This is a genomic window from Stenotrophomonas sp. YJH_SMC_133 (assembly GCF_059370655.1).
On sequence record NZ_JCAFTW010000007.1, the window covers coordinates 190,649 to 205,940 of the forward strand.

The following is a 15,292-nucleotide window of genomic DNA, read 5'->3' on the forward strand; positions in this document are numbered from 1 at the left end:
CCGGGCCTGCGTTACCCGTCTGCACGCCGACCGGCGTGCAGGTGATCCGCCCCGGCGGGGCGCCGGGCGCGTACACTTCACGCATGACCGAAGACTTCTTCCACATGACCAGCCACCGCCCGTACCTGCTGCGGGCGCTGGTGGAATGGATCAACGACAACCAGCTGACCCCGCACATCCTGGTCGACGCCGGCGTTCCCGGCGTGCAGGTCCCGCCTTCGGCGGTCAAGGATGGCCGGGTCGTGCTCAACATCGCCGAACGTGCTGTCGTGCGGCTGATGATCGACAACGAGATGGTGAGCTTCTCGGCGCGCTTCTCCGGTACCAGCTACCCGGTGCAGGTGCCGATCAGCGCCGTGCTGGCCGTCTACGCCCGCGAGACCGGGCAGGGCATGGCGCTACCGGATGACATCCCGGGCAACGAGACCGCTCCGACCAGCGATGAGCTGCTGCACGAGGAAGGCACGCCGCCGGACGATACGCCGCCAGCCAGCCCGCCGCCGAAGGGGCGCCCGAACCTGCGCGTGGTCAAGTAACCAGGTAACGGTGGGTGCCGACCGTTGGTCGGCACGCCTTCAGCCCTTACACATCCTCGGCATCGTCCACATCCGCGCGGATCTGGCTGATCCGCGCCGCGCCCGGGCCAGTGAATGAGATCAGCTGGTCGCCGCGCAGCACCATGCGGCCCACGTGGCGATCGATGCCGTCGTAGGAATACTCGAACTTGAAGGTACGTTCGAAGCCGAGCCGGCCATCTTCGCCGCGCGACAGGCGCAGGCCGGTGGCGTGCACCGCCTGATCCAGCCATTGCACGTCGGCAGCACGGCAGGCATTGCGCCCCAGTTCGACCGCGCGCTCGGCGGCCGAACGCGCCGCGTTCCAGAAGAAATAGATGATTCCGCCGGCAATCAGCAACAGCAGCAGGGTGGGCATGGCGTCAGCCGTCAGGGGTCGATCCCGCAAAGATGGCGGCGAACGCGCGCTGGATCAAGCGCTGCACTCACCGCCGCGGCTGCGGTTCGCTGGACATCGGCTGCGCGGGCACGATGACCGGTTGCGGTGCCGGAGTGGGCTGCATCGGCGTCGCAGTGGGCGAGGGCATCACCAGCGGTGAGGTTGCAGTCAGCTGCAGCAGCGCTGCCCAGTCCTGCCGGTTGAAGCTGCATTCGTCCTCGCGACCTGGTGTGCAGCCGGGGTCGATGCCGGTGCTGTTGCGTTCGCGTGCCGGAGGCAGCTTGATCAGCCCCGTACGATCCAGCTGCAGCAACCGCATCGCTACGGTGTTCATCACGTTGCCACCGACCAGGTACAGGGTCTGGTCGCCGCCGAGGTTGGCCGCCACCACCACTTCGCAATGCGATTTCCAGTGGCCCACCGAGCCATTGCCCAGTGCCTGCACCAGCCCGCTGTAGCTGAGCGTGGTGCTGCGGTCGCGCAGGAAGCACAGCAGGTCGCCCGGTGCGGGTTTGGCCGTGGCCGGGTCGACCAGCCGGTACGGCACGCCCGAGGGACCGCCCTGGTAGGCGGCACGGATGTAGTCGATGTGGCGTGGCGACGTATTGAAGCCAGGAACGCCGGACTGCACCATCACCCAGGAAATGAACGCGGCCGACCATGGGTTGTCGATCAGGAAGGCGCGGCAGTCGCTGTCGGTGTAGCGCGTGCCCAACGGCGCCAGGCAGCTGCTGGCGCCCGCGATGCTGCCCATCGCATTGAGTGTGCCGCTGTTGCGCCAGTAGCCGGCCACGCGCTGCCAGGCGATCAGGCCATTGTCTGCCAGGTGATCGCTTTCGGCTTCGGTGACGCTGAGGCTGGCGGCACGGCCTTCACGATCGATGAAGGGCCGGTACCAGAGCCGGTGCTCATTGCAGGCGGTGTTGCGGATGGCCACCGCCAACGGACTCAGGCCGAAGCGGGGCGGAACATCGCAGGCCTCGGCGGCCGCTGCGGACAACGGTGCCGCGGCCAGCAGCAGGCAGGCAGGCAAGAGCATCCGGCGCATGCGCGGCTCCTGTGGGGGATACCTCAGCGTCGCAGCGCTGTCGTGAACGCCGGGTGTGAGAACGGGGTCAGATCCCTTTTCCCATGGACAACGGATCGGCCCCCACGCCAGGCCTCAACCCGGCGGCGGGCCCAGCTTCAGCGACAGATCGATGGCCTGCACGTGCTTGGTCAGTCCACCGATGGAGATGCAGTCAACGCCGTCCTCGGCGATCGAACGCAGGCCGCCCAGGCCCACGCTGCCTGACACTTCCAGCGGAATGCGGCCGGCCGTGATGCGCACTGCCTCGCGGCGCAGGTCGGGGCTGAAGTCATCCAGCAGGATGCGCTCGCAACCGGCTTCCAGCGCCTGGCGCAGCTGGGCCAGGTCCTCGACCTCGACCACCAGCGGCAGCGCGGGCCATTGCTGGCGCGCGGCGGCCACCGCCGCGGCCAGCGAACCGGCGGCACGGATGTGATTTTCCTTCAGCATCACCGTGTCATAGAGGCCGAAGCGGTGGTTGTCGCCGCCGCCACAGCGCACTGCGTACTTCTGCGCCAGGCGCAGGCCAGGCAGAGTCTTGCGGGTGTCGAGGATGCGCGTGCCGGTACCGGCCACCGCCGCCACGTAGCGGGCAGTGGTGGTGGCGGTGCCAGACAGCGTCTGCAGGAAGTTCAGCGAGGTGCGCTCGGCGCTGACCAGGCTGCGGCTGCGCCCGTGCAGCAGGGCCAGCACGGTGCCTGCGGTGACCGCGTCACCTTCGGAGACACGCCATTCGATGCGCACGTCCGGGTCGAGTGCGCGGTGGGTGGCGTCGAACCACGGGCGGCCGGCAATCACCCCGTCCTGCTTGCACAGCAGGTAAGCGCTGTCGGCCTGGTCGGGCAGCAGGGCGGCGGTGACGTCGCCGCTGCCCAGGTCCTCGGCCAGCGCCCGCGCGACATCGGCGGCGACAACGGCCGCATCCGGCGTCGGCAGCGCGCTCATGCGGCCGGGAAGTCGGCGATCTGGGCGGTCGGGATGGCTTCCTCGGCCAGCAGCACCGGGATGCCGTCGTCAACGCGGAACACCTGCTTGCGGTCGCGGGTGACCAGGGCTTCGCGCAGCGGCTGCGCCAGCGGGTTGCCATCGGCCTTGTTCACCGCGCCGGCGGAAATGGCCTTGTTGAGGGCTTCCAGGCCCTTGCCATCCAGCAGGGACAGGGGCTGGCGGGTGTCCGGCGACACCAGCAGGTCGAGCAGCTTGCGATCCATGGTTCTTCGTCTTGCGTGGAAGATGGCTAGAATACGTCTTTAAGGCAGGTGACGGCCAATGACCCCCAACCCGATCGCGCCGCTTGTCGGCATCGTCATGGGTTCCCGTTCCGACTGGGAAACCATGCAGCACGCCGCCCAGAAGCTTGAAGCCCTGGGTGTTCCGTTCGAAGTGAAGGTGGTGTCCGCGCATCGGACGCCGGATGTGTTGTTCAGTTACGCCGAGCAGGCGGGCCCGCGTGGCCTGCGCGCGATCATCGCCGGCGCCGGCGGGGCTGCGCACCTTCCGGGCATGATCGCCGCCAAGACCGCCGTGCCGGTGCTGGGCGTGCCGGTGCAGTCCAAGGCCCTCAACGGCATGGATTCGCTGCTGTCGATCGTGCAGATGCCGGCCGGCATCCCGGTCGCCACCTTCGCCATCGGCAATGCCGGCGCGTCCAACGCGGCGCTGTTCGCTGCTGCGATGCTGGCCAGCGACCAGCCGGCGATCGGCCAGGCGCTCGACGCCTTCCGTGCACGCCAGACCGAAGACGTGATGGCCCACGACGATCCGCGCCAATGAGCCTGACCGTCGGCATCCTGGGCGGCGGCCAGCTCGCCCGCATGATGGTCCTGGCCGGTGCGCCGCTGGGACTGCGCTTCCAGCTGTACGACCCGGCGGCCGACGCCTGCAGTGGCCCGCTGGCGCCGCTCACCGTCGGTGCCTTCGATGACCGCCACGCGCTGGCGGAGTTCGCCGCCAAGGTCGATGTGGTCACTTTCGATTTCGAGAACGTGCCCGCAGACAGCGCGCAGTTCCTGGTCGACCGCGTGCCGGTCTATCCGCCGCCGGCCGCGCTGGCGGTGGCCCAGGACCGGTTGAGCGAGAAGACCCTGTTCCAGCAGTTGGGCATCCCGCTGCCGGCCTTCGCTGATATCCGCAGCCGTGACGAGCTGGCTGCGAAGGCGGCTGAGTTCGGCCTGCCGTGCATCCTCAAGACCCGCCGCCTTGGTTATGACGGAAAGGGCCAGTTCCGCCTGCGCAGCGAGGCCGACATCGACGCCGCGTGGGATGCACTGGGCGCGCAGGTCGAGCGTACCGGCCTGATCCTGGAAGGCTTCGTGGCGTTCCAGCGCGAGGTCAGCGTGGTCGCCGTGCGTGGCCGCGATGGCAGCTTCGAAGCCTGGCCGGTCACCGGCAACTGGCATGTCGACGGCGTGCTGTCGGCCAGCGTGGCACCGGCTGTGCTGTCCGATGCCGAGCAGCAGGCCGCGATCGGCTATGTCCGCCGTGTCGCCGAGCACCTGCAGTACGTCGGCGTGTTCGCGCTGGAGCTGTTCTGTCGCGATGGCGAGCTGTTGGCCAACGAGATGGCGCCGCGCGTACACAACTCCGGCCACTGGACCATCGAAGGCAGCGAGACCTCGCAGTTCGAGAACCATCTGCGTGCCGTGCTGGGCCTGCCGCTGGGCAGCACCCGCATGCTCGGCCACGCCTGCATGCTGAACTGGCTGGGCGCGATGCCGGACCCGGCACCGGTGCTGGGCCAGGCCAGCGGCCATTGGCACGACTATGGCAAGGAGCCGCGCGAAGGCCGCAAGGTCGGCCACGCCACGTTGCGCGATGACGATGCTGCCGCGTTGGCCGATGCGCTGGAGCAGGTCGGCCTGGAGCTGGATCGCCAGGCCCAGGTGGCGCCGGCGGTGCACGCGCTGCGCAATCGCTGAGCCCGGTAGTGCCGGCCGCTGGCCGGCAGTGCAACGCTGTGAAGCGCCGGTGCAGGCATCGGCGCAACATTCCCGGTGGTAGCGTGGAGCTCCTTTCACAGGAGTCACCCCCATGCTCGACTGGAATGCCTACCGCAAGGAACTGAAGGGCCGTATCGGTGAGATCGGCAAGCTCTCACCGGATACGGTCAAGGGCTACGCCACCCTGGCTAACGCTGGCGCGCAGACCAACCACCTCGATGCGAAGACCCGCGAGCTGATCGCGTTGGCGGTGGCGGTGACCACCCGCTGCGACGGTTGCATCACCGTGCACGTGGATGCCGCGCTGAAGCACGGTGCCAACCGCGAGGAAATCGCCGAGGCGCTGGGTGTGGCGGTGTCGCTCAATGCCGGTGCGGCGCTGGTGTACTCGGCGCGGGTGATGGATGCGGTGGCCGCGCACGAGAACGCGTGAAGCCACGCTCTGCTTTCCGGTAGTGCCGGCCGCTGGCCGGCAGATTCGCCATCTCTGTACACCGATGGGGATGCCGGCCAGCGGCCGGCACTACCCCGGGGCGGAGCCGTTGCCTCAGCGTAGCTGGCTCTCAGCGAATTCCCAGTTGACCATCTGCCAGAACGCGTCCAGATAGCGCGCGCGATCATTCTGGTAGTCGGTGTAGTAGGCGTGCTCCCAGACATCGCAGCACAGCAGCGGCGTGCTTTCACCCGTCAGCGGCGTGCCGGCATTGCGGGTCGCCTGGATGCCCAGCTGTCCGCCCGGATGCTGCACCAGCCACACCCAGCCGGAGCCGAACAGGCCCAGCGCGGTGCGGTTGAATTCCTCGCGCAGGCGCTGCACGTCGCCGAACTGGCGCTTCACCAGCTCGCCCAGGCGACCCTGCGGTTCGCCACCGCCACGCGGTCGCAGGCACTGCCAGTAGAAGCCGTGGTTCCACGCCTGGGCGGCCGCATCGAACAGCTTGCCCTGGGCCTGGCGGACGATCTCTTCCAGTGACGCGTCTTCCCACTCGGTGCCGAGGATGCCGGCATTGACCGCATCCACGTAGGCGCGATGGTGGCGGCCGTGGTGCAGCTCCAGGGTCTGTGCGGACAGGTGCGGCTGCAGGGAGCCGGAAAGGTAGGGCAGGGCAGGCAATTCGACAGGCATGGACAGGTTCGTGGCCAGAGGGGCGGCGGCAGCCGGTTCCATCCGCTTACAATGGCGGCTACCGTGGGCAGTCTAGCCGACCACCGCGGTCGGTTTGTCCGGCGAAGCAAGGAGTGAGGTTGTGGCGGTAATGCAGCAAATCCAGGCCGAGGTCGATCGTTACCCGCTCGTGCTGTTCATGAAGGGTACCCCGCAATACCCGATGTGCGGTTTCTCCAGCCGCGCCGTACAGGCGTTGATGGCAGCCGGCGCGGTCACCCTGCGCACCGTCAACGTGCTGGAAGAACCCGAGATCCGCGCCAACCTGCCGCGGTTCTCCAACCTGCCGACCTTCCCGCAGCTGTTCATCAATGGAGAGCTGATCGGCGGCTGCGACATCGTCCTGGAACTGTTTGAAGCCGGCGAGCTCAAGCGCATCGTCGAAGAGGCGACCCAGGGATGAGTGCCTGGCCATCGACGTCACCGACCAAGGGGGCGCTCGATGGCCGCCCGTTGCAGGATCGCGTGGTGCTGGTTGCCGGCGCCGGCGGTGGGCTGGGCAGTGCGGCGGCCGTTGCCGCCGCCGCCGCCGGGGCCACCGTGGTCCTGCTGGGCCGCAAGCCGCGCCGCCTGGACCGTGTCTATGCCCAGGTCCAGGCCGTCGGCCCGGAACCGCTGCTGTATCCGCTGGATCTGGAGGGTGCAGGCCCCGACGACTATGCCGAACTGGCCCAGGCCCTGCAGCGCGAGCTGGGACGCCTGGATGGAGTGCTGGTCTGTGCCGCCCATTTCCCCGGATTGACCCCGTTCGAACTGGCCGACCCGGCCAGTTTCGCCCGTGCGGTGCATGTCACCCTCACTGCCCCGGCGTGGCTGACCCAGGCCTGCCTGCCGCTGCTGCGGCAGCGCGACGACGCGGCCCTGGTGTTTGCGGTCGATGCCTCCGAACGGGTGGGGCAGGCCTATTGGGGTGGATACGGTGTGGCCCAGCATGGCCTGCGCGGGCTGATCACCAGCCTGCATGACGAACTCGGCCGCAGCCCGGTGCGGGTCAGCGGCCTGTATCCGGGCCCCCTGCGCACGGCGCTGCGCGCCAGGGCCTATTCCGTCGACCAGGACCCGGCCGCCCGGGGCCCGGAGGCCGCCGCTGCGGCGGCCGTGACCCTGCTGTCCAGCGCTGGGCTTGCCTGGCGGGGCCGGATTCTCGACGCCAGTGAGGCGCCCCTGCCGGAATGAGGCCGGGGGAAAGGCGGAGTGAAGAACCCGTCACGATTGCGTTGCGATCCGGTGCCGTTTGTCGCACAACCGTCACATTGATGGCGTAGCGTGTTAATCTAGTGTTAACCGTTGTGGCTGCCTTCAGCCAAGCGGTAGGGAACCCCAGATAAATCTCCGACCAGCCACCCGCAGGGCTGTTTGGATGCGCTTTTTTTCCGCCATCGCCAACTCGCATCGAGGCTACCGAAAAATGACCCACCCACTCCGGATGTCCAAGCTCACCCTTGGTCTCGTGGCTGCGCTCGCCGCCGCTCCCGCCTTCGCCCAGAGCACCTCTGCCGGTGTCGGCGGCCAGGTGATGTCCGCCGCAGGCCAGCCTGTCGCCGGCGCTGAAGTCACCATCACCCACACCGAGTCGGGCACCGTTTCGCGTGCCACCACCGATGCGTCGGGTCGATACAACGCGCGCGGCCTGCGCGTGGGTGGTCCGTACACCATCACCATCACCAAGTCCGGTGAAGGCACCAAGACCGAAGAGGGTGTCTACCTGAACCTGAACCAGGTCAACACCGTCAACGCCAACCTGGGCGGTGACCTGGCTGCGACCAACCTGGACGCGGTGAACGTTGTTGCGACCGCCGGCGGCCTGGACCTGTTCAGCGCCAACAAGATGGGCACCGGCAGCAACGTGACCCGCGAAACGATGGACGCGCTGCCGTCGGCCAACCGCAACATCCAGGACTACATCCGCCTGGACCCGCGCATCTCGCAGGTCAGCAAGGCTGACGGCGCGATCTCGGCCGGTGGCCAGAACACCCGCTACAACGCCATCCGCATCGACGGCATCAGCGCCTCCGATCCGTTCGGCCTGGGCTCCAACAACCTGCCGACCGAGCGTCAGCCGGTGTCGATGGACGCCATCCAGGAAATCAACATCGACCTGGCCAACTACGACACCACCATCGCCGGTGGTACCGGTGCGGTGATCAACGCCGTGACCAAGTCGGGTACCAATGAATTCCACGGCACCGTGTACGGTTCTTACCGCGACAAGGACATGATCCGTACGCGCCTGGAAGGTGACACGACGGACTTCAACGGCTTCAAGGACGAGAAGACCTACGGCATGACCCTGGGCGGCCCGATCGTCAAGGACAAGCTGTTCTTCTTCACCAACTATGAAAAGTACGAGCGTAGCGGCGGCGGCGTGAGCCTCGGCGAAACCCCGTACAACAAGCCGAACGGCATCAGCGACGCCGACATCGCCCGCGTGCAGAAGCGCATGTCCGACCTGGGCTACCCGGTTGGCGGCATCGGCGCGCTGGACAACAAGACCTCGATCGAAGAGTACGCGATCAAGCTCGACTGGAACATCAACGAGAACCACCGCGCGGCCCTGCGCTACAACAAGATGAAGCAGGACGTCGTCCGCTTCCCGCAGGTCAACAACAGCGCCATCTCGCTGAGCGACTTCTGGTACACCCAGCCGACCCAGTACGAAACCTGGATGGGTGAACTGTTCAGTGACTGGTCCGAGAACTTCTCGACCGAGTTCAAGGTTTCGCACAAGGACTACTCGTCCAACCGCGTTGCTGCCTCGCACCTGCCGCAGATCCGCGTGCGCTTCGGCAACAACTCGCTGTACCTGGGTACCGAGCAGAACACCCACACCAACATCGTCGAGTCGAAGGAACTGAGCGCCTTCGGTGCCGGTACCTGGTACATCGGTGACCACACCGTCAAGTTCGGTTTCGATTACACCGACAACGACCTGATGAACTTCTATGGCCGCAACCTGTACGGCGCGTACGAGTTCGCCGACCTGGCTGCGTTTGAAGCCGGTACCCCGTCGGCCTACCAGGTGCGCGTCCCGCGCGCCGGCGGCAGCGTTGACGACATCCCGGCCAAGTTCCACCTGAAGAACACCGGCCTGTTCATCCAGGACACCTGGGCGATCAACTACAACCTGAGCCTGATGTTCGGTATCCGTATCGACATGCCGGACTTCAGCACCCAGCGCCTGTACAACCCGCGCATCGAACAGCTGTACGGCTTCAACAACACCCAGCTGGTCGACAAGAAGCTGTTCCAGCCGCGCGTCGGCTTCAACTACACCTTCGACACCGATCGTCCGACCCAGCTGCGCGGTGGCGTTGGCCTGTTCGGCGGCGCTGCTCCGAACGTGTGGCTGGCAGGTGCCTACCAGAACACCGGCCTGAACTACTCCGAGTACAACCTGACCCGCAACCCGGGTGGCTTCAGCTTCGACGCCGACAACCCGTACATCCCGAACCCGTCGCTGGCCTCGGCCCGCCAGAACGTTGACCTGATCGCTCCGGGCACCCGTCTGCCGTCGGTGTGGAAGGCCAACCTGGCGTTCGACCACGAGCTGCCGTGGTACGGCATCGTGGCGTCGGCTGAAGTGCTGTTCACCAAGGTCAAGGATGGACTGTACTTCGACCGCCTGGACGTGATGACCCCGAATGCCAACCGTTCGGTCGGTCAGGACGGTCGCGCGCTGTACTGGAACGACTACGGCATGAATGGTGCCAATGCCGGCCCGAACGGCATGCAGGCTGGCCAGAAGAATGGTCGCGCCTGCTCGGCGACCGATCGGACCTGCCCGGGTGACCGTGTCAACCGTCCGGGTGACATCGGCGACGTGATCCTGCTGCGCAATACCGACAAGGGTCGCGGTTCGCAGGCTACCTTCTCGCTGGCCAAGCCGCTGACCGAGAACTGGGGCTGGTCGCTGGGTTACACCTACACCCAGTCCAAGGAAGTGAGCCCGCTGTCCAGCTCGCAGAACACCTCGAACTGGAACAACACGCTGAGCCTGAACGCCAACGACAACGTTGCGTACAACTCGCGCTACGCGATCAAGGACCGCATCACCGGTACCCTGGAGTGGAAGCACAACTTCTTCGGTGACAACGCCACCCGCGTTGGCCTGTTCTATGAAGGCCGTTCGGGCCGTCCGTACAGCTACGTCTACTACAACGACGTGAATGGCGACGGTGCCGGTACCAACGACCTGTTCTACGTGCCGAAGGGCCCGGGTGACGTGATCTTCACCGGCGGCGCCGACATGGAGAAGAAGTTCTTCGATTGGCTGGCGCAGAACCCGGAACTCGAGGCCTACCGTGGCAGCGTGGTCCCGGCCAACTCGCACCGTGCCAAGTGGGTCAACAGCTTCGACGTCCGTATCAGCCAGGAATTCCCGGGCTTCGTGAAGGGTCACAAGGGTGAAGTCGCGCTGGACATCATGAATGTCGGCAACCTGCTGAACAAGAAGTGGGGCCTGATCGACGACTACGGCTTCTACGCCACCCGTCGCGTTGCCAACTACTCGGGTATCGACCCGGCTACCGGCAAGTACCTGTACAACTTCACCGGCCGTACCGACAATTCCTCGATCCAGGAAAACAACAACGACAAGGGCAACACCGCCGTGTCGCGTTGGTCGATGCAGCTGACCCTGAAGTACAAGTTCTGATCCGTCAGGGCTTGATGATGTAAACGGAAACGGCCGGGGAAACCCGGCCGTTTTCCGTTCAGGCGAAAGTCCTTGCACGCCACTCTGCATCGGCGTAGCATCCGGAAATGTGCGCGGTGCCAACGCCGCCGATGCGGTCCCGGAAAGGCGAACGCGGGGAGCACACATCCAACGGTCGGGCTTCCCGGCCGTTTTGCTTTTTAAGGGGGTGGCAGTACAGTCGGAAACCTTGAAGGAAGCAAAAAATTGGACATGACCACGAACGAAAAATCAGCCCGCGCACTGCCGGTGCAGGACGCGCGGATCTACCCGCGTGGTGGGCTGGATGTGCTGTCGCGGGCCGAAGTGGCCCGCCTGCGCGATGCCTCTGCCGGCGGCATGCACGAGCTGCTGCGCCGCTGCGCGCTGGCCGTGCTGACCAGCGGCAGTGCCTCTGACGATCCGCGCGCGGCGCGCGATCTGTATCCCGATTTCGACATCCAGGTAGCGCAGCAGGATCGCGGCGTGCGCATCGACCTGGTCAACGCACCTGCCATGGCCTTCGTCGATGGCGAGATCATCCGCGGTGTTGCCGAACTGCTGTTCGCCGTGGTGCGTGACCTGGCCTACATGGCCATCGAGATGGGCCCTGCCTACGCGGCCGAGCTGGAGTCGTCCGAGGGCATCACCAACGCGGTGTTCGGCCTGCTGCGCAATGCGCGCATCCTCAACCCGGGTGACCCGAACCTGGTGGTGTGCTGGGGCGGCCACTCGATTTCGCGCGACGAGTATCTGTACACCAAGCAGGTGGGCTATGAACTGGGCCTGCGCGGCCTGGACATCTGCACCGGCTGCGGCCCGGGCGCGATGAAGGGCCCGATGAAGGGGGCCACGATCGCCCATGCCAAGCAGCGCCGTACCGTGACGCGCTACATCGGCCTGACCGAGCCGGGCATCATCGCCGCCGAGTCGCCGAACCCGATCGTCAACCACCTGGTGATCATGCCGGACATCGAGAAGCGCCTGGAGGCCTTCGTCCGCATCGGCCACGGCATCATCGTGTTCGCCGGTGGCGTCGGTACCGCCGAGGAAATCCTGTACCTGCTCGGCATCCTGCTGCGCGAGGAAAACAAGGACCTGCCGTTCCCGCTGATCCTGACCGGACCGACCGTGGCGGCGCCGTACTTCGAGCAGATCGACCGCTTCATCCGCCTGACCCTGGGTGACGAAGCAGCCGAGCGCTACGAGATCATCATCGGCGACCCGGTCGCGGTGGCGAAGAAGATGGCCAATGGCATCAAGCGCGTGCGCGAGCACCGCCTGGCGCAGAAGGACTCGTTCTTCTTCAACTGGTCGATCGAGATTCCGTGGGAGTACCAGCAGCCGTTCGTGCCGACCCATGAGGCGATGGCGGCGCTGGACCTGCACCACGGGCGTGCACCGCATGCGCTGGCGGCGGACCTTCGCCGGGCGTTCTCGGGCATTGTCGCCGGCAACGTGAAGGAAGACGGCATGCGCCGCATCGAAGAGTTCGGGCCGTTCCAGATCCATGGCGACCCGGACATGATGCAGGCCCTGGACGGGCTGCTGCGCGCTTTCGTCGAGCAGCGCCGGATGAAGATCTCCGGCGAATACCAGCCCTGCTACCAGGTGCTGGCCTGAGCCTGCGCCGGCGCGATGGGGATCGCGCCGGCCGGGGTGGGGCGGGGCGGGTCGTCAAGGCTTTGACGCCCGTCGCCCTGGATTGACCGTTCATCCTGCCGCCGCTTGCCGGTGGCAGGGCGATGGCCCATCGTGGCCATCAACACGCTGGGGAGCGTCCAATGTCTTTGCGCCGGCAAAACGGCTTCACGCTGGTCGAGTTGATGATCACGCTGGTCATCCTGGTCATTCTGGCCAGCATCTCCTATCCCAGCTTCCGCACCGCGATGCGCTCAAACCGCCTGACCACCACCAACAACGAGGTGATCGGTCTGTTGTCGCTCGCCCGCAGCGAGGCCATCCGCAACCGCCACGGTGGCGGGGTGTGCGGCAGCAGCAACGGCACGTCCTGCGATGGCGAGTGGAGCAAGGGCATGCTGGCCTGGGGCGACGTCGATGGCGATGGCTCCGTCAGCGGCAGCGAGAGCGTGCTGCGCTTCTCCAAGGGCAGCAGCAGCCTGGCGGTCGAGGCTCCCAGCCCGGCCGTCATCTCCTTCGACTCCCAGGGGCGCCGTCGCGCGTCCGCCGACCAGGTCGTGAGCCTGGTGCCGCAAGGCTGCAAGGCGGGTGACCCCATGCGGACCCTGATCGTCCTGTTCTCCGGTCAGGTCCGCTCCACCGCAGGAACCTGCAAATGAAACGTCGTCGTTCCGGCTTGGGCGGGCCCGCCCGCAGTCGTGGCTTCAGCCTGATCGAGGTGCTGATCGCGCTGCTGGTGCTGGCGTTCGGCCTGCTTGGCTTTGCGCTGCTGCAGACCATGAACGTGCGGTTCGTGCAGAGCGCCAGCCAGCGCACCCAGGCCACCAGCCTGGCCTACGATCTGATCGAGCTGATGCGCGTGCAGCGCAGCGAAACCCTCAACGGTGGCGAATACACCAAGGCCTCCTTCACCGCCGGCTCGGTCACCGCACCGGCGGGCCCCTGCACCTGGCCCAACAGTGCCGACGTGACGGCCTCCAAGGCGAACGTGGCGCGCTGGCAATGCCAGGTCGTCAAGGTGCTGGGAGGCAAGGCCAGCGCCAACGTGACTGTCAATGATGGCTTGGTCACGGTGGGCATCGGCTGGGGAGACGAGCGATGGAACGCAGCCAATCCCGACAGCATCACCACGTTCACCCTGGTTACCCGTCTATGAAGCGCGCGCCTTCCGTTGCCAGCCATGCGGCAGGCCTTTCGCTGGTGGAACTGCTGATCTCGCTGGTCATCGGCCTGGTGCTGATGCTGGGCGTGACCCAGATCTTCATGGCCTCGCGGGCGGCGTCGCAGCTGTCCGAGGGTGTCGCGCGCACCCAGGAAAACGCTCGATTCGCACTGGAGTTCCTCGAGCGCGACATCCGGATGGCCGGGCACATGGGCTGCGTGAACGACCAGGCGCACCTGGTGCGCGCCCAGGACAGTGTCAAGGTCAACATTGCCGGCGTGAAGTCGGGTGATGGCAGCCCGATGGACTTCTCGGTGCCGATCCAGGGTTACGAGGCGCAGGGCACCGCGCCTGGCAACAAGCTGACCCTCGGCGCAAGCTGGGGAGCTGCCGGCAGCACGCCGTCGGCGATCACCAATCTGAAGCCCAAACCGCTGGGTGGCAGCGACATCATCGTGATGCGCTACCTGGCGCCGGAAGGCTCGCCGGTGCTGTCCATCGGTTCCGGTAATTCACCGGACATCACGATCGCCAAGGACGCGGCGGCCCGACTGTCGGCCGGTGCCGTCACCACGCCCTCGGCGTTTGCCGTGGCCGATTGCAGCAAGGTGGATGTGTTCGCCGGGAAAATCGCCGACAGCACGATCACGGCCAGCAAGGTCGATCTCTCGGCGTATTCGGCCAACAACGCGGTGACCATGGTCTATCGGGTGGAATCGATGGCGTACTACGTGGCAACGAATACCGCCGGCGAACCCGCGCTGTACCGCGCGCGTGGCGCTGGCGACAACACGTTCGCCACCGGTGAGGAGCTGGTGGAGGGCATTGAGAGCCTGCAGTTCCTCTACGGCCAGGATACCGAGACGGCGATCAGCAGCACCGCGCCGCCGTCCGGGGTAATCGCCTTTCAGAAGACTGCCAGCGGGGTCAGTACCGGTACCGATGCCGCCGCTGTCGCTGCGTGGCGACGGGTTGGCCTGGTGCAGTTTGGACTGCTGGTGCGCAGCCCGCAGCGCGCCGCGGCCGAGCAGGCCAATACGGCCGTGGCCCAGCTGGGCGTGCTCGGCGTTGGCTTCAATCCGCCCACGACCTACGACGATCGCTACCGCGCCTCCTACGAGGTGTCCGTGGCACTGCGCAACCGACTGTTCGGGAACTGACCCATGAAGCCCTCCGTCTCCCGTCGATTCCAGGGGCGTACGCAGCAGCGCGGTGCGGTGCTGTACGTGGCTCTGATGCTGTTGATCCTGCTGTCGCTGATCGGCGTGGTCGGCATGCAGGTGGCGAGCATGCAGGAGCGCATGTCCTCCAACTACCGGGCCGCCAACGTGGCGTTCCAGGCCAGCGAGCGGGCGGTCCGTGACGCCGAGCGGTCGATCGAGGAGATCGACAACAATACCGGCGACGGCGGCTCGTTGAAGGCTGACGCCATCAAGCGCATCTGCGATGACGGCTTCGATCCCACCCGCTGGGTGGGAGAGCAGAAACTGTCGGCGGCGCCGGTGGTCAGCGTGCGCCGCATCGACGCCTGCATCCAGGGCGAATCGACGCTGGGCATGGGCACGCCGGAAAGCGAAGAGCCCACCCGCGTCTACCAGATCACCGCGTTCGGCTCCGATCGCGATGCCGCCACCAGCAACGAGGGTACTTCCTCGGCGGCTGTCGACACTGTTTTCAAGCTTTGAGGAAC

Annotated in this window: 17 protein-coding genes; 12 read left to right on the plus strand and 5 right to left on the minus strand. The window is 66.4% G+C overall.

What is annotated here, in order from left to right; genetic code table 11:
- Nucleotides 1-83: 83 nt before the first annotated feature.
- Nucleotides 84-536: a ClpXP protease specificity-enhancing factor gene (locus tag AC5P78_RS12000; protein ID WP_005412806.1), complete on the plus strand. Its 453-nt coding sequence runs from the start codon at nucleotides 84-86 to the stop codon at nucleotides 534-536.
- Between the two features lie 46 nt (nucleotides 537-582).
- On the opposite strand, the gene AC5P78_RS12005 is transcribed toward AC5P78_RS12000, so the two are convergent.
- The 4 genes from AC5P78_RS12005 to AC5P78_RS12020 all read right to left on the minus strand — a co-directional run bounded on the left by AC5P78_RS12005 (nucleotide 583) and on the right by AC5P78_RS12020 (nucleotide 3,234).
- On the minus strand, nucleotides 583-933 hold the full coding sequence (locus AC5P78_RS12005; protein WP_005408844.1) for a DUF3301 domain-containing protein: 351 nt from the start codon (nucleotides 931-933) through the stop codon (nucleotides 583-585).
- 67 nt (nucleotides 934-1,000) lie between these two features.
- On the minus strand, nucleotides 1,001-2,002 hold the full coding sequence (locus AC5P78_RS12010; RefSeq protein WP_005412807.1) for a DUF2272 domain-containing protein: 1,002 nt from the start codon (nucleotides 2,000-2,002) through the stop codon (nucleotides 1,001-1,003).
- 114 nt (nucleotides 2,003-2,116) lie between these two features.
- Complete coding sequence (nadC, locus tag AC5P78_RS12015; RefSeq protein ID WP_241875701.1) at nucleotides 2,117-2,968, minus strand: carboxylating nicotinate-nucleotide diphosphorylase; 852 nt, start codon at nucleotides 2,966-2,968, stop codon at nucleotides 2,117-2,119.
- Nucleotides 2,965-3,234: a Trm112 family protein gene (locus tag AC5P78_RS12020; RefSeq protein WP_005408847.1), complete on the minus strand. Its 270-nt coding sequence runs from the start codon at nucleotides 3,232-3,234 to the stop codon at nucleotides 2,965-2,967. Before AC5P78_RS12020 ends, nadC begins: the two co-directional genes overlap by 4 nt.
- 58 nt (nucleotides 3,235-3,292) lie before the next feature.
- Here AC5P78_RS12020 and purE point away from each other — a divergent pair, with 58 nt between their 5' ends.
- The 3 genes from purE to AC5P78_RS12035 all read left to right on the plus strand — a co-directional run bounded on the left by purE (nucleotide 3,293) and on the right by AC5P78_RS12035 (nucleotide 5,395).
- A complete protein-coding gene (purE, locus tag AC5P78_RS12025) occupies nucleotides 3,293-3,796 on the plus strand; it encodes a 5-(carboxyamino)imidazole ribonucleotide mutase (RefSeq protein ID WP_005412808.1) in 504 nt (167 codons plus the stop codon).
- Complete coding sequence (locus tag AC5P78_RS12030) at nucleotides 3,793-4,941, plus strand: 5-(carboxyamino)imidazole ribonucleotide synthase (protein WP_138969720.1); 1,149 nt, start codon at nucleotides 3,793-3,795, stop codon at nucleotides 4,939-4,941. Before purE ends, AC5P78_RS12030 begins: the two co-directional genes overlap by 4 nt.
- Nucleotides 4,942-5,053: 112 nt before the next feature.
- A complete protein-coding gene (locus AC5P78_RS12035; RefSeq protein ID WP_005408850.1) occupies nucleotides 5,054-5,395 on the plus strand; it encodes a carboxymuconolactone decarboxylase family protein in 342 nt (113 codons plus the stop codon).
- Between the two features lie 114 nt (nucleotides 5,396-5,509).
- Here AC5P78_RS12035 and AC5P78_RS12040 read toward each other — a convergent pair whose 3' ends face one another.
- Nucleotides 5,510-6,088, minus strand: coding sequence for a superoxide dismutase (locus tag AC5P78_RS12040; protein WP_032966020.1), 579 nt, complete (start codon nucleotides 6,086-6,088; stop codon nucleotides 5,510-5,512).
- A 121-nt stretch (nucleotides 6,089-6,209) separates the two neighbouring features.
- On the opposite strand from AC5P78_RS12040, the gene grxD reads away from it, so the two are divergent.
- The 8 genes from grxD to AC5P78_RS12080 all read left to right on the plus strand — a co-directional run bounded on the left by grxD (nucleotide 6,210) and on the right by AC5P78_RS12080 (nucleotide 15,287).
- Nucleotides 6,210-6,530: a Grx4 family monothiol glutaredoxin gene (gene grxD / locus AC5P78_RS12045; RefSeq protein WP_005408852.1), complete on the plus strand. Its 321-nt coding sequence runs from the start codon at nucleotides 6,210-6,212 to the stop codon at nucleotides 6,528-6,530.
- The gene (locus AC5P78_RS12050; protein ID WP_076739105.1) at nucleotides 6,527-7,303 is read left to right on the plus strand and encodes an SDR family NAD(P)-dependent oxidoreductase; all 777 of its coding nucleotides are present in this window, start codon (nucleotides 6,527-6,529) and stop codon (nucleotides 7,301-7,303) included. The genes grxD and AC5P78_RS12050 overlap by 4 nt, the downstream gene beginning before the upstream one ends.
- Nucleotides 7,304-7,535: 232 nt before the next feature.
- On the plus strand, nucleotides 7,536-10,781 hold the full coding sequence (locus tag AC5P78_RS12055) for a TonB-dependent receptor (protein WP_081113781.1): 3,246 nt from the start codon (nucleotides 7,536-7,538) through the stop codon (nucleotides 10,779-10,781).
- 252 nt (nucleotides 10,782-11,033) lie between these two features.
- Nucleotides 11,034-12,422, plus strand: a complete 1,389-nt coding sequence (gene ppnN, locus AC5P78_RS12060; protein WP_049432572.1) for a nucleotide 5'-monophosphate nucleosidase PpnN — start codon at nucleotides 11,034-11,036, stop codon at nucleotides 12,420-12,422.
- Between the two features lie 161 nt (nucleotides 12,423-12,583).
- Nucleotides 12,584-13,099 (plus strand): GspH/FimT family pseudopilin, encoded by a 516-nt coding sequence (locus AC5P78_RS12065; protein WP_043034372.1) that lies wholly within the window; start codon nucleotides 12,584-12,586, stop codon nucleotides 13,097-13,099.
- On the plus strand, nucleotides 13,096-13,596 hold the full coding sequence (pilV, locus tag AC5P78_RS12070) for a type IV pilus modification protein PilV (protein WP_106549010.1): 501 nt from the start codon (nucleotides 13,096-13,098) through the stop codon (nucleotides 13,594-13,596). The genes AC5P78_RS12065 and pilV overlap by 4 nt, the downstream gene beginning before the upstream one ends.
- Complete coding sequence (locus AC5P78_RS12075) at nucleotides 13,593-14,762, plus strand: PilW family protein (protein WP_138969719.1); 1,170 nt, start codon at nucleotides 13,593-13,595, stop codon at nucleotides 14,760-14,762. The genes pilV and AC5P78_RS12075 overlap by 4 nt, the downstream gene beginning before the upstream one ends.
- 3 nt (nucleotides 14,763-14,765) lie before the next feature.
- Nucleotides 14,766-15,287: a pilus assembly PilX family protein gene (locus tag AC5P78_RS12080; RefSeq protein WP_005408859.1), complete on the plus strand. Its 522-nt coding sequence runs from the start codon at nucleotides 14,766-14,768 to the stop codon at nucleotides 15,285-15,287.
- Nucleotides 15,288-15,292: the final 5 nt, after the last annotated feature.

Coding starts and splice junctions, on each gene's coding strand:
- AC5P78_RS12035 (WP_005408850.1), top strand. CDS start 5,054: ATGCTCGACTGGAATGCCTACCGCAAGGAACTGAAGGGCCGTATCGGT.
- AC5P78_RS12040 (WP_032966020.1), bottom strand. CDS start 6,088: ATGCCTGTCGAATTGCCTGCCCTGCCCTACCTTTCCGGCTCCCTGCAG.
- nadC (WP_241875701.1), bottom strand. CDS start 2,968: ATGAGCGCGCTGCCGACGCCGGATGCGGCCGTTGTCGCCGCCGATGTC.
- AC5P78_RS12030 (WP_138969720.1), top strand. CDS start 3,793: ATGAGCCTGACCGTCGGCATCCTGGGCGGCGGCCAGCTCGCCCGCATG.
- AC5P78_RS12010 (WP_005412807.1), bottom strand. CDS start 2,002: ATGCGCCGGATGCTCTTGCCTGCCTGCCTGCTGCTGGCCGCGGCACCG.
- AC5P78_RS12055 (WP_081113781.1), top strand. CDS start 7,536: ATGACCCACCCACTCCGGATGTCCAAGCTCACCCTTGGTCTCGTGGCT.
- AC5P78_RS12020 (WP_005408847.1), bottom strand. CDS start 3,234: ATGGATCGCAAGCTGCTCGACCTGCTGGTGTCGCCGGACACCCGCCAG.
- ppnN (WP_049432572.1), top strand. CDS start 11,034: ATGACCACGAACGAAAAATCAGCCCGCGCACTGCCGGTGCAGGACGCG.
- purE (WP_005412808.1), top strand. CDS start 3,293: ATGACCCCCAACCCGATCGCGCCGCTTGTCGGCATCGTCATGGGTTCC.
- AC5P78_RS12065 (WP_043034372.1), top strand. CDS start 12,584: ATGTCTTTGCGCCGGCAAAACGGCTTCACGCTGGTCGAGTTGATGATC.
- AC5P78_RS12000 (WP_005412806.1), top strand. CDS start 84: ATGACCGAAGACTTCTTCCACATGACCAGCCACCGCCCGTACCTGCTG.
- AC5P78_RS12005 (WP_005408844.1), bottom strand. CDS start 933: ATGCCCACCCTGCTGCTGTTGCTGATTGCCGGCGGAATCATCTATTTC.
- AC5P78_RS12050 (WP_076739105.1), top strand. CDS start 6,527: ATGAGTGCCTGGCCATCGACGTCACCGACCAAGGGGGCGCTCGATGGC.
- AC5P78_RS12080 (WP_005408859.1), top strand. CDS start 14,766: ATGAAGCCCTCCGTCTCCCGTCGATTCCAGGGGCGTACGCAGCAGCGC.
- pilV (WP_106549010.1), top strand. CDS start 13,096: ATGAAACGTCGTCGTTCCGGCTTGGGCGGGCCCGCCCGCAGTCGTGGC.
- AC5P78_RS12075 (WP_138969719.1), top strand. CDS start 13,593: ATGAAGCGCGCGCCTTCCGTTGCCAGCCATGCGGCAGGCCTTTCGCTG.